General features: G+C 65.6%; 9 protein-coding genes. 5 read left to right on the top strand and 4 right to left on the bottom strand.

Features of this window, described 5'->3' with window-relative positions:
• Positions 1-35 precede the first annotated feature (35 nt).
• Together ACZF5Y_RS03540 and ACZF5Y_RS03545 are read right to left on the bottom strand one after the other, a co-directional pair.
• Positions 36-731, bottom strand: a complete 696-nt coding sequence (locus tag ACZF5Y_RS03540) for a response regulator (RefSeq protein ID WP_497534450.1) — start codon at positions 729-731, stop codon at positions 36-38.
• Positions 731-2,002, bottom strand: a complete 1,272-nt coding sequence (locus tag ACZF5Y_RS03545; protein ID WP_497534451.1) for a sensor histidine kinase — start codon at positions 2,000-2,002, stop codon at positions 731-733. Before ACZF5Y_RS03545 ends, ACZF5Y_RS03540 begins: the two co-directional genes overlap by 1 nt.
• Before the next feature lie 139 nt (positions 2,003-2,141).
• Here ACZF5Y_RS03545 and phoU point away from each other — a divergent pair, with 139 nt between their 5' ends.
• The 3 genes from phoU to rlmB all read left to right on the top strand — a co-directional run bounded on the left by phoU (position 2,142) and on the right by rlmB (position 5,461).
• Positions 2,142-2,783 carry a phosphate signaling complex protein PhoU gene (gene phoU, locus ACZF5Y_RS03550; RefSeq protein WP_497534452.1) on the top strand — a complete coding sequence of 214 codons (642 nt, stop codon included), beginning with the start codon at positions 2,142-2,144 and terminating at the stop codon, positions 2,781-2,783.
• A gap of 159 nt (positions 2,784-2,942) precedes the next feature.
• Positions 2,943-4,436: a cysteine--tRNA ligase gene (gene cysS / locus ACZF5Y_RS03555; protein WP_497534453.1), complete on the top strand. Its 1,494-nt coding sequence runs from the start codon at positions 2,943-2,945 to the stop codon at positions 4,434-4,436.
• Positions 4,433-5,461, top strand: coding sequence for a 23S rRNA (guanosine(2251)-2'-O)-methyltransferase RlmB (rlmB, locus tag ACZF5Y_RS03560; RefSeq protein WP_497534454.1), 1,029 nt, complete (start codon positions 4,433-4,435; stop codon positions 5,459-5,461). The genes cysS and rlmB overlap by 4 nt, the downstream gene beginning before the upstream one ends.
• Positions 5,462-5,552: 91 nt before the next feature.
• On the opposite strand, the gene ACZF5Y_RS03565 is transcribed toward rlmB, so the two are convergent.
• Entirely contained in the window at positions 5,553-6,542 is a 990-nt protein-coding gene (locus tag ACZF5Y_RS03565) for a hypothetical protein (RefSeq protein WP_497534455.1), read from the bottom strand.
• Positions 6,543-6,658: 116 nt separating this feature from the next.
• On the opposite strand from ACZF5Y_RS03565, the gene ACZF5Y_RS03570 reads away from it, so the two are divergent.
• Together ACZF5Y_RS03570 and ACZF5Y_RS03575 are read left to right on the top strand one after the other, a co-directional pair.
• Positions 6,659-7,501 (top strand): glycosyltransferase, encoded by an 843-nt coding sequence (locus ACZF5Y_RS03570; protein ID WP_497534456.1) that lies wholly within the window; start codon positions 6,659-6,661, stop codon positions 7,499-7,501.
• A gap of 111 nt (positions 7,502-7,612) precedes the next feature.
• Entirely contained in the window at positions 7,613-10,717 is a 3,105-nt protein-coding gene (locus ACZF5Y_RS03575; protein ID WP_497534457.1) for an FG-GAP-like repeat-containing protein, read from the top strand.
• Between the two features lie 199 nt (positions 10,718-10,916).
• Here the strand turns inward: ACZF5Y_RS03575 and ACZF5Y_RS03580 are convergent, their stop codons facing one another.
• A complete protein-coding gene (locus ACZF5Y_RS03580; RefSeq protein ID WP_497534458.1) occupies positions 10,917-13,043 on the bottom strand; it encodes an acyltransferase family protein in 2,127 nt (708 codons plus the stop codon).
• Between the last annotated feature and the right edge of the window lie 217 nt (positions 13,044-13,260).

The following is a 13,260-nucleotide window of genomic DNA, read 5'->3' on the forward strand; positions in this document are numbered from 1 at the left end:
TCGGCGCCGGCGCGCGCGACGCGCAGACGCTCGGACTACCCGAAGCGGTAGCCGACGCCGCGCACGGTCGAGATGAGCTTCGGCTTCGACGGCTCCTCCTCGATGCGCGCACGGATGCGCTTGATGTGCACGTCGAGGGTCTTGGTGTCGCCGTAGTAATTGCTGCCCCAGACACGGTCGATGAGCTGGCCGCGGGTGAGCACGCGACCCGCGTGACGCATCAGCATTTCGAGCAGCTCGAATTCGCGCAGCGGCATGGCGATCTCATCGCCGCGGACGGCGACGGCATGGCGCTCGGAGTCCAGGCGGATCCCGAGCTCGTCGAGCACGAGCGCATCGAAATCGTCGACGCGTTCTTCTTCGGTCGACCCCGAACGGCGCAGCGCGGCGCGTACGCGGGCGAGCAGCTCGCGCGTCGAATAGGGCTTCGTGATGTAGTCGTCGGCGCCGAGTTCGAGGCCCACTACGATGTCAATCTCGCTGTCTTTGGCGGTCAGCATGATGACGGGAATCTGCGAGGTCTGGCGAATCGCGCGGCAGACCTCAGTGCCAGGCAGGCTGGGCAGCATGAGATCGAGCAGCACCAGATCGGGTTGCACGGCGGCGAAGGTCGTCACCGCTTCAGCGCCGTCGTCGACGACGGTCACCCGGTAGCCTTCGCGCTCGAGCAGGAACGACAATGGCCGGGAGATCGATTCCTCGTCCTCGACAAGCAGGATGTGCTGTGCCACTAGTGGGATCCCTTCTGGTGGTCCGACGTCTGCGACGTCGGGAGTTTTGTGGGCGCGGTGATCGCCGAGCGCGATGCCCGCGCCGCGCGATCGGCGGCTTGCACCGCACGCTTGGCCTTCTTCACGCGTTTGGCGCTCTTGCCTGGGTCTTTCTCGAGCTGCAACGGAAAGGTCAGGGTGAAGCTCGAACCGACGCCCTGCTGCGACCACACATCGACGTCGCCGCCGTGGGCGCGCATGGTGTGGCGGGCGATGCTGAGCCCGAGCCCCGTGCCGCCCTCGACGCGTGTGCGCGCGCCGTCGACGCGATAGAAGCGCTCGAAGATGCGCGGCAGGTGCTCGGGCGCGATGCCCTCGCCCTGATCGGTGACGGTGACGACGAAGCGGTTCTTTTCGCGTTGCATGCCGACACCGACGCGGCCGCCCTCGGGAGAGTGTCGAATGGCGTTGCTCAGCAGGTTCGCGATGGCAGAGCTCAGGGAGGTCGGTCGCCCGAGAATCGTGGTCTCCCGTTCCTTCCCCGAGTCGGCGGTGACGACGAGGTCGACGTGGTGCTGTTCGGCGAAGGCGCGGTGCGTTTCGACCTCGGCACGCACGAGGTCGCGCAGATCGACGGATTCGCGATCCTCCGGCCGCAACGTCGACTGCGCCTCCGAGAGCTGGATGATGTCGCGCGAGAGCTCGCCGAGGCGACGCGACTCCTTCACCAGGCTCTTCGCGAAGTCGCGCACGAGCGGCGGCTCGTCGGAGGCCTCCTGCACGGCCTCTGAGAGCAGGCCGATCGCCGCGATCGGTGTCTTGAGTTCGTGGCTGACGTTCGCGATGAAGTCGCGGCGCATCGCGTTGACGCGCTGCTCCTCGCCCAGATCCTCCGCCAGAATGACCACGAAGCGCTGCTGCAGTCGCACGATGTGAATGCGCACGGTGTCGGTCGGATCGGCAGGATCCGGCTCATGCGTATCGGGAATGCCCGACGACATCACGCGGCGCACGCGGGCGAGAAAATCGGTGTCTTGCAGTTCTTCATCGCTCAGATGGCGCTCATGCCGCGCGACCGGGTTCACGTAGACCGGGGCGAGTGCCGAGTCGAGGATCACGGCAAAGGTGTCCACTTCATCGAGAATCGACGTCGCGACCTCTGGCAGCTCGGGCCGCATCTCTTTCGAGCGGCGCACCCCTGCCGCGCGGGCCCCGACGATTGCTATCGTGGTGCCTACGCCGATGAGTATGCCGAGTGCTGTCGCTGCGAGAACGAGCAGAGTCGGGTCCATGTCTCTCATCGTAGAGCCGCGCCATCACTCGGGACCCCAGAGTTCAACTGTTGTTTACCTATTGGTGCGACACGGTTCATTGGCCGCGCCCAAACTGGTTGAGGTTGCGCGTCGGCGCAGACAGAGGAGAGGAAACCCCATGCGTGAGGTCTTTCAGCAGTCGCTTCGCGATGTGCAAGATCGGTTGGTACTGATCGCCGAGTTGGTCGAGCAGGCCATCACCGAGGCGACGACCGCATTCGGCACGTCGGATGTGTCGATCGCGGAGAAGGTCATCGACCGCGTCGATGAGATCGAAGTGCTGGCCGCAGAGCTGGATCAGCTCACCATCGACATCCTGGCCCGTCAGCAGCCGGTCGCGTCCGACCTGCGCCTGATGGTCGGTTCGCTGCGCATGAGCGCGTCGCTCGAGCGCATGGCCGATCTTGCGCAGCACATCGCGCAGCTCGCGCGCTACCGCTACCCCGAGAGCGCGATTCCGGCCGGGCTCACCAAGACGTTCGCCCGCATGGGAGCGCTCGATGTCGAGATGGCGAAGAAGATCGTCGAGCTGCTGCGCACGCAGGAGCCCCGCATCATCGCCGAGGTGCGCGACCTCGATGACGATCTCGATGAGCTGCACGCCAAGGTGTTCGAGAAGGTGCTCAGCGACAACCTCGCCGAGACCCCCGCGAACGTCGTCGATTCGACGCTCGCGAGCCGCTACCACGAGCGCTTCGGCGATCACGCGGTGAGCATCGCCCGCCAGATCCAGTACTTCATCAGCGGCTCGCTCGACTAGTCCCTGATCTCGTGCGGCTTCGGTCGCGCGCAGCGCCCTGTCTGGCCTCTCGCCCGGCTGGGCGCTGTGCTGCGTGCGTCGCGCGGCTTGCTCATGCCCGCATTCGTGCCGGATCACCGCACCAGCCCGCCACCGCCCGCCGACGGTAGGCTGGTGCCCGTGAACCAACGCATCTACGACTCGCGCGCGCAAGAGATCGTCGACTTCCGTCCCCTCGAAGCGGGCAAGGTCGGCCTCTACGTGTGCGGCCCGACGGTGCAGTCGGCCCCGCACATCGGGCACCTGCGCAGCGCGCTGGTCTACGACCAGATGCGGCGCTGGTTCGAGGCGACGGGGCTCGACGTCACCCTCATTCGTAATGTCACAGATATCGATGACAAGATTCTCGACAACGCGCGCCAGGCGTTCGAGGACTCTGGCTCGAGCGAGCAGTGGTGGGCGCTGGCGTACCGGGTCGAACGCGATTTCACCGCCGCGTACGACGCGATCGGCGTGCAGGCGCCGACCTACGAGCCCCGGGCCACAGCGAACATTCGCGAAATGGTCGAACTCATCGAACTGCTCATTTCGCGCGGGCACGCGTACCCCGCGGCCGACGGATCGGCGAGCGTGTACTTCGACACCGCGAGCTGGCCTGAGTACGGCGCACTGACGCGTCAGCAGCGCGACCAGATGGAAGACGCGACCGATTCCGAGCCGGTCGGCAAGCGCGACCCCCGCGACTTCGCCCTCTGGAAGGCGCACCGCACGGGCGAGCCCGCCACCGCTGCCTGGCCGTCGCCCTGGGGGCTCGGCCGCCCGGGCTGGCACATCGAGTGCTCGGCCATGGCCACGCGTTACCTCGGCACCGAGTTCGACATTCACGGCGGCGGTCTCGACCTGCGCTTTCCGCACCACGAGAACGAGCTGGCGCAGTCGCAGGCCGCGGGCCACCCGTTCGCGCGGCACTGGATCCACAACGGCCTCGTGAATACGGGCGGCCAGAAGATGTCGAAGTCGCTCGGCAACTCGCTCTTCGCGCACGACCTGCTCGCGCAGGCGCGGCCGATCGTGCTCCGCTACTTCCTCGGCTCGGCGCACTACCGCTCCGTGCTCGAATTCTCCGAGACCTCGCTCGTCGAGGCCGAGGCCGCGTTCTCGCGGATCGAAGGGTTTTTGGAGCGTGCGGGGGAGCGGATTCTCGCTGACGCTGTAGGTCGTGCGCCGAAGAGCGGAGTCTCATACTCGGCGACTTACCACGACATCTACACCGGCGAAGGCGGTGGCGGAATCCCCGACGAGTTCGCGGCGTCGATGCATGACGACTTCGCGATTCCGCAGGCGCTCGCCGTGTTGCACGGCACCGTTCGCGCGGGCAACGCCGCGCTCGAGTCGGGCGAGGTCAAGAAGCTCATTCGTCACGCCAGTGAAGTCATCGCTATGCTTGACGTTCTCGGCCTGAACCCCCGCGACCCGCACTGGGCCGCGAGCGGCGCAGAGTCGGGCGCTGCGGATGCGGCGCTCGGTTCCCTGGTCGACGACCTCCTCGCGCAGCGCACCCAAGCGCGCGCAGACAAAGACTTCGCTACGAGCGACGCGATCCGCGACCGACTGCTGGCAGCCGGCATCGCGCTCGAAGACACCCCAACTGGACCCCGCTGGAGCCTGACATGACGAACAAGAAGAGCCGCACCGGCGCCGTACGCAAGAAGGGCCTCGGCAAGGCCGTCGGCTCGGGCGGCCAGGGGCGCCAGGCGCTTGAAGGCCGCGGCCCGACGCCCAAGGCCGAAGACCGTGAGTACCACGCCAAGTACAAGGAGAAGAAGGCCCGCGAGCGCTACGACGCCGCGAAGGCTCGATACGCCGAGCGCACGGGTGGTGCCGCCGGCGGTCGCCCGGCTGGTGGACGACCCGCAGGCGGACGACCGGCGAAGAAAGACGAGTCGGAGTTGGTGACCGGCCGCAACGCCGTGCTCGAGGCACTGCGTGCGAAGATCCCCGCGACGACGCTGTACATCGCGGCGCGCGTCGAAATGGACGATCGCATGCGCGAGATTCTGCGCCTCGCCACGAACCGTCGCGTGCCGGTGCTCGAGATCATGCGCCCCGAGATGGACCGCATGCTCGAGCGCGACACCGTGCACCAGGGCATCGTGCTCAAGGTGCCGCCTATGGAATACGCGCATCCGCTCGAGGTGCTCGACGAGGTCATCGCTCGCGGCGACAACCCGCTGATCGTGGCCCTCGACGGCGTCACCGACCCGCGCAACTTGGGCGCGATCATTCGCTCGGTCGCGGCGTTTGGCGGCCAGGCCGTCATCGTGCCCCAGCGTCGTTCGGCCGGCTTGAACTCGGCTGCCTGGAAGACGTCGGCCGGCGCGGCCGCCCGCATCCCCGTCGCCATGGCGTCGAACCTGACGAGCACGCTCAAGGAGTTCAAGAAGCAGGGCGTGTTCGTGGTCGGTCTCGACGGTGACGGCGACGTCTCGCTGCCCGGGCTCGACCTCGCGGATCGCCCGCTGCTCGTCGTGGTCGGCAGCGAGGGCAAGGGTCTCTCGCGCCTCGTCACCGAGACCTGTGATGCGGTCGTGTCGATCCCGATCTCGTCGGCCACCGAGTCGCTGAACGCGGGCATCGCGGCGAGTGTCTCGCTCTACGAGATTGCGCGCCTCCGCGCCGAGCGCGCAGCGGCCAAGTAGCGCGCGCCCGCGAGCTCTGCCCGACCAGATTTGGTGGAAGTTTGGTGTTGTATTCGCGATTTTGCGACACCAAACTGCCACCAAATCTGCGTTACAGGCTTGGGAGCCAGCCGCGCTGGCTCAGCGTCGTGGCGATGTTGCTGCGAAGTGGCGAGTGCGGCCGGTAGAGCAATGACGCGGTAACGCGGACTGGATGCCAGCCAGCACGTGCGTACGCTTCGTACTTCGCGATGTCGCGGTTCCACTGACGTTGTTCGATTCGGTGATGGTCTCCTTCATATTCGAGCGCTACTCGATACTCGGGAAACGCGATCTCGCTCGCGCCGAGCAGAGTGCCACGGTGGTCGTACACGTCATAGTCAAGCGCCGGCTGGGGAAAGCCCCACTCGGCCACCATCAGACGCAGGTGGCTTTCTGGAGCCGAAGCGCTCGCTGTGGAAAGCAATGGAAGGGCTCGACGCAACGCGGCAATGCCATGCCGTTGCCCGCGAGCCACGTGTGCTCCGAGCTCTTCGGGAGCAGCGAGTGGCGCGTGTGTGAGTCGCTGGGTGCCGGGTATGCGGGCGCGGTGGATCACCGCATCACCGAGGGCCACGAGGTCGGTGAGGGTGAGATGTCCGGCGAGCATCGCCCACACGCTGGCAGCAGATGCAACGCGAATGCCGTTGACTGTCTGCACGTCGGCAAGTCCGGCTCGCAGATGATGGCCGCGAATGCCGTTGCGTCGTGAGACCCGCGCTGGCGGCGTCGCCGCTACGTCGAGTGCGTCGCGGCGGTCGGCAGGCATTGGCACGGGGAGTCCCAAAAGCACCGCTGCGGTGCGATGACTGAAATACTGCGCTGGCTCGAGCCCCGGAGCCAGTGCATGCGCCCGCGCGACCTGGTCGAGACGCCATCTCTGAGCAGGGTGGGTCGTGCGCGCGGGGGCGTAGGGCGCGCCTACGCGCCGGTACACCCCGCGCAGCACCCGCTCCACGTCGGGCGCCTGCAGCCGCCGGGAGCCGACCCCAGCTGCTCGGGCTTCGGCCGCCGTGAACGTTGTTCCGAGCGCGGCTGGGAGAGGCGCGAACGGGCGAGACATGGTCCTATGCTGCGGGTGCCAGGGCATCGAGCGAGACCGAACGACGTGATCTGTGGGTAGGCGTCGAGAACTCGCGCACGGGGCACGCTGTGCACGCACAACGCTAGGCTGGCTCCGTGACGACCCCCGAATTCTCATTGCTGCTGCCGGTCTACGCGGGTGATGATCCCGTATTCTTGCGCGCCGCGTTCGAGAGCTCGGTCGACCGCCAGACGCTGCGCCCGACCGAGGCCGTGATCGTGCAAGACGGCCCGGTGCCCGACGCGCTCGCGGCAGAGTTCGCCCGGATCGTGATCGAGAGTCCGATCCCGGTGCGGCTCGTGCAGCTCCCCGAGAATCGTGGCCTCACCGAGGCACTGAACCGGGGGCTCGACGCCGTAAGCACACCCGTTGTGGCGCGCATGGACGCCGACGACGTCTCGGTTCCCGAGCGCTTCGAACGGCAGTGGGCGCGCATCGAGGCCGGCCTCGACCTGGTGGGGACGGGCATGGCAGAGTTCGAGTCCGATCCGGATCGCCCCATCTCCGTGCGCACCCCGCCGGTGGGCAGCGAGCGCATTCGCGAGCATGCCCGCACGCACAATCCGTTCAACCATCCGACGATGATGTACCGCGTTGAAGCCCTTGACCGGGTCGGCCGTTACCAGGCGTTCGGCAAGATGGAAGATTACTGGCTCGGGGTACGCCTGATCAACGCGGGGGCGAAGGTCGACAACATTCCGGAGCCACTGCTGCGCTACCGGGTCGGCGCGGGCGCATTCGCTCGGCGCGGCGGCTGGACCGAGGCGCGCACCGAATGGCGCCTGCAGCGCGAACTGCTGCGCATGGGGTTCATCACGCGCGGTCAGTACCTGCGCAATGTCGTCGTGAAGGGCGTCTACCGGCTGCTGCCGGCCGGCGTGAAGCGGGTGCTCTTCCGCGGGCTTATCAGCGGCGGCTTGCCGGGCGACCGGGCGTAGCGCGGCGCGCGGTGCACGCCGCGGAATCCTGGGATGTTACATTAGCCCTGCCGGGTGGGGGCCCGGCGACTGAGCGACTCATTGAACGGAGCGCTCGCGTCAGGAGGGGCGATGGGGAGTGCAGGCCACACTGCACGGGGTGCGCGACGTTTCGCGCATCTTCGTCGCGCCTGCGTGCTGGGCGTCGCTGTGGCTGTGGCGCTGTCGCTCCCGTCGCTGACTCCCGCGGTTCCGGCGACTCCGGCCGCTGCCGTCGGCCCAGGAGTCTTGCGCGCCGAGGCCGACGCGACCGCGAACGCCAACCCGACGACCCCGGTGACGCCGACGACGCCCACGGCCGATGCGTCTGCTGACGATTCAGGAACCGCAAGTGGGGGAGTCTCCGCGAACGCCGGCGCGGCGGCCGACGCTTCGAGCGCCGCGCAGTCATCGGGCGGTGCTGACGCCACGGCCGCAGCTGACAGTGGCGCGGCAGATTTGGCGGCTGCGGCCGGCAGCGATGCGGCGAGCGGCGCTGATGCCGGCGTGGCAGGTGCGGGATCAGCGCGCGCCGACAGCGGGGCCGGTGCGGCTGGTGAGGGCCCGGCGATCCCGAGCGAGGCCGAGGCCGAGACTGACGCCGCGGCGCAGAGAGACCCCGACGATGGGGCACCGCGCGGCCCGAATGGCGGCTTGGCTTCCAACTCGCCGGGACCCGAGAACCAGAAGGTGCCCGACGGCACCGAACAACTCGGTATGCGTGCGTTCGCTGCGGCGTCGAACGCGCTCATCGGAGACAATTACCCGGCCAAGTACAAGAACCTGCCGTGGCCGTACCAGACGAACAACATCTGGGATGAGTGGAACTTCGCCTACCGTCAGTGCACGTCGTTCGTCTCGTGGCGGCTGAACTCGGCAAACGGTATTCCATTCTCGAACCAGTACCGCGGCGTGACGCGCTGGGGCGACGCAGGGCAGTGGGCGGCGACCGCTCGCAGCCTCGGCATTCGTGTTGACACCACGCCTGAGGTCGGTGCCGTGGCGTGGAGCGGCCCGTACTACGGCGACGCCTCCGCGTTCGGTCACGTGGCCTGGGTCGCCGATGTGCTCAGCGATGGACGCGTCGTGATCGAGGAGTACAACGCCGGTTGGGCCGGTGCGTACAGCACGCGAACCGTGTCGCGCTCGCAGTTTCAGGGTTACATTCACATCGCCGATATCATGCAACCGTTCTCCAAGACCGGCAAGGCGACGATCAGCGGCGCGCCCATGGTCAACGGCACGCTGACCGCGTCGGGCTCCGGGTGGTCGCCCGCACCAACGAGCTACACGTACCGTTGGATGCGCAACGGCAGTGTAATCGCGGGTGCGACGGGCAAGACCTACCAGCCCGCGCTCGCCGATCTGGGAGCGAAGATCACCGTGGAGGTGACGGGCAACCGGTCGAAGTACCGCGCATCATCAGCGGTATCGAGCGCAACGGCGGCCGTGCTCATGAGCGACGCGAACGGCGACGGCATCGACGACTCGCAGCAGATGCTGCCCTGGAACTCGGACGTCAACGGCGACGGGTTTCCCGATGCCGTGGGCTTCGGCGCGAACGGGGTCACGGTTGCACTCGGGTCAAAATCGGGTTTTGGGTCGGCCAAGACTTGGGTGAGCGGTTTCGGTACTGCAATGGGGTGGTCGACCGGCGCCAACCCGCGAACACTCGTCGACATCAACGGCGACGGAAAGGCCGACGTTGTGGGCTTCGCGAACGACGGCGTGTACGTCGCGACGAGCACCGGCGCGAAGTTCAACACGGCCACGCGTTGGCTCGCCGGGGTGAGCCAGAACGCGGGCTGGACCGTGCAGTCGCATCCGCGCACACTGGCCGATGTAACGGGAGACGGGCTGCCCGACGTCGTGGGATTCGCGTCCGACGGCGTATACGTGGCGGTCAACACTGGATCGGGGTTTCGTACTCCGTCGCGATGGGGCCCTGGCTTCGGAACACTCACTGGATGGAGTACGGCGGAGAACCCGCGCTGGGTTGAAGATGTAAACGGCGATGGTAAGGATGATGTCGTCGGCGTTGCCTCAGACGGAATCTATGTGTCCTTAAGCACCGGGAACGGTTTTTCGTCGATGAGACGTTGGGGTACTGGCTTCGGGCTCGATGGCGGATGGACGGCGAAGAGTCATCCTCGAATGATCGCTGATGTTACGGGTGATGGCCTGCCAGACATCGTCGGATTCGCCGGTGACGGGGTCTACGCTTCGGTGAACACCGGGTCGTCATTCCTGCAAATGCAGCGATGGGTCGGCGGCTTCGGCACCTCGAAAGGGTGGAAAGTTGGGCAGCATCCGCGCGCGGTTGCCGACATCAACGGCGATGGAAGGGCCGATGTTGTTGGATTCGATAATGCAGGAGTCACCGTGGCGGTGAGTACCGGATCGGGGTTCTCCGCGGGTACCCGATGGTCCAGCGAGTTCGCATCATCGACATGGCGGGCGGATCGCCATCCGCGCATCGTGACCGACGCCAACGGCGACGGGAAAGCCGACATCGTCGCGTTCGACACCGGAGGCGTTCGTGTGGCGCACAGCTCGGGCAGCCGCTTCAACTCATCGCAACTGCAATCGGCGACGATGGGGTACTCCGCTGGAGGCTGGAAGGTGGAGTCACATCCGCGCTCGGTCAGTTTGCAATCGCTCTCGTCGGTCAAGGCGCCGACGATCTCAGGGCAGGTGCGCGTGGGTGAAAAGCTCACGGCGAGTGTGGCGGTGTGGCAGCCCCGTCCTGTTCCACAAACGTTCCAGTGGCTTCGGAACGGGAAAGCGATCTCGGGGGCGACGGCACGTACGTACACGCTGACACCGGAGGATGTCGGCGCTCAAGTGTCGTTCCGTGTGTCCGGTGCGAAGCCCGGCTACGCCGCCACGAGTCGTGCTTCCGCGGCATTCGTGGTGTCTCCGGGGCAGATTCGCGCAGTGACTCCGTTGATCAACGGCACGCCGAAGCCCGGTGCGACGCTGCAGGCAGCACCGGGAACGTGGGGGCCGGCTTCGACGAAGCTCACATATCAGTGGTTGCGCGATGGGAAACGTATTGCAGGGGCGACTGCCGCCACGTATCGTATTCAATCCGTCGACGTCGCGCATGGCATTGCGGTGACAGTGACAGGCGCTGCTCCGGGTTACGCCTCGGCATCACGAAATTCCGCGAGCCTCAAGATTTCGGGAGCGCCGTAGACGTCGCAACTCACCGATGAGCCGACTTCCCATCGCTCGGTCGCGCGAGTTGCTGGTTGCATGGGCCGATCTCGTCTTGCCCGACGCCGAGATTGAATAATCAACTGCGGGCACTGAACTCGACTGACGGTAGCGTTGAGAAGGCCGCCTTTCAATGTCGTCGGGACATGCGCGGATAGTTGAGCCCAAACGCGGGATGTTACATTCCGCCTTGCATCCGGAGGAGCGACTCGTCGAGTGCTTCGCCGAGCACGGGTGCGAGTGACTTCGCGTACACCAGGCTGATGTGATTGTCATCGATGTAGACATTGACATTTCCGATCACGGGCAGACACTGATCATCCGGGCAGAAGTACTCGGTGAGATCGATCGTGGCCGCTCTGCGACTCACGAGCGTCTCGATCGGATTCGATGGGGCAAGCGCCTGCGATCGAGTCGTGGAGCACTCACGGTCAGGGTCATCCGCGCGCTCGGTGCACTGGTACGAATTGAATTCGAATCGAGGATTGTCGCGTACGAGCACCACGGGAATGCCTGCGCTATTGAGTTGCTCAACCGATTGTGCGACGCCAGGAAGCACGCGCTCACGGCGACCGGCGTCGGTCGAACTGTCGGAATCGGCAGCAACTGTTTCGCTCCCGATCGTGACGACCGCCGCCGGTCGAATCTCTTCGATGAGATCGAGAACGTCCTCGTTCCATTCGCGGCAATTCTGGCTGTAGAAGACTCCGCGATCCTCGTCAACCTCGCGCACCCCGAATGCGCAGGCGGCGTAGAGGAACGATACGAGCTGCCAACCTCGCGCGTCGGCGATCACTTGCATCGGCTCGAGCAATTGCTGAGCATGCGAATTCCCAACGACCACAATGGTTTTCTGAGCATCATTCGCATCCATGCCGTTGTCCCAGCAGATCTCGACAGTGCGAGGAAGATCGATGAGACTGCCATCTGAGCAGTCATGACGCAGACTTCCCCATTGGGTCGAGACTTCGGAAGGGAGAGGGCGGTGCGGCGCATCAGCGTAGCTCCCGCTCGACACCCCCTCATCGAAAAGCACTGCGGCGCCCGGATTACGGAGGTCCAACACATCTGCCGACGACGCTTCGATCGCTGCGAGCTCGGCCGCGGCTTGCTGCTCGGCCCGCACTTGCAGCGGAGTCACGACACCCGCGACGAGCGCAATCGACACCGCGATCACGCCCAAGCCGCGCCAAGCAGATCCACTGATCCAGGAATTTCGCCGAAGCGGGGCATCGACGAGTTTCGTCACCAACATCGCGAGCCCGAGAGATAGCAGGATAATGATCAGTCCCTCGACGAAGTTCAAGGGGTCGCCGTTGCGCACGACGAGCACAAACACGAGGATCGGCCAGTGCACGAGGTACAGGGCGTAGGAGCTCTTGCCGATGGCAAGCACGGGAGGCTTCTCCAGAAGCATGGCTGGCCCGCCGCGCCGATCCGATCCGCCGCCCGAAATGATCACCGCTGCAACGCTCAGGACCGGCCACAGTGCCAGGTACCCTGGAAAGCCACCTTCGACATCGAGCACCATGCCGCACGCCACGAGCGCAATGATGCCGATCCAGCCGATGACCGCGCGAAACACCACCCCGACTTCCAGCTTTGGCACAATCAGCGCGAGCAAAGATCCGGCTGCGAACTCCCAGAGCCGCGCTCCGGTATCGAAATATGCGAAGGACTGGTCTGAGGCCGTCGACACAATGGAATACGCGAGCGAAGCCGAGAAGATCAGAGCGAAAACGCCGAAGGCGATGCGGCGTGGGCGAAGTCGTCCCCCAAATACGCGGTAGAGCGCAGCGATGAGCAGGAATAGGAGCGGCCAGAGAACGAAAACCTGCCCTTGAACTGACAGCGACCAGAAATGCTGCAATGGGCTTGCGAGGGAGGTGTCCGCGTAGTAGTCGACTGATTCAGTAGCCAGTAACCAGTTCTCCACGTACAGTACTGATGCCCAGGCATTTCTCCAGAGTGCTGCGTGAGTAGACACGGGGAGGAGCGCGAGCCCGACCAGCACCGTGGCAGCTATCGTGAATGCAGCGGCTGGAAGCATACGCTTGAAGTTCCGCACCCACTGGGAGAGCACGCCCACTTGCCAGCGCGTCTCGAGCCGACGCATCAGTGACCCGGTCAGCAGAAACGCCGAGATCATCAGGAAGGCATCGACCCCACCCGACACGCGCCCCAACCACACGTGGTAGATGACGACGAGGAGCACCGCGATCGCTCGCAACCCGTCGATATCTTGACGATATGTCACGGCATCCGCACCTCGCGCGGCGGCACTCAACTCTGTGTTCGGCTGCATCTCCGAATGTATGGCCTGTTCTCGAAGGGAGGATTCCTACCGAATGGAACTCTACCTGACGGACGCGACACGTCCGCCCTTGTTTATCAGAGGCATCGGCTCCCGTGTCGCTCCGACCGCGCCGGAATATCCACGTAAGCTGAATGCAGCTTTCGATCAGGGGATGAGGGTGTCATGAGGCTCCGAATGCGCACGCGTTCGAACGACGTAGCGCGAG

Source organism: Leucobacter sp. WKLB1, assembly GCF_059696215.1.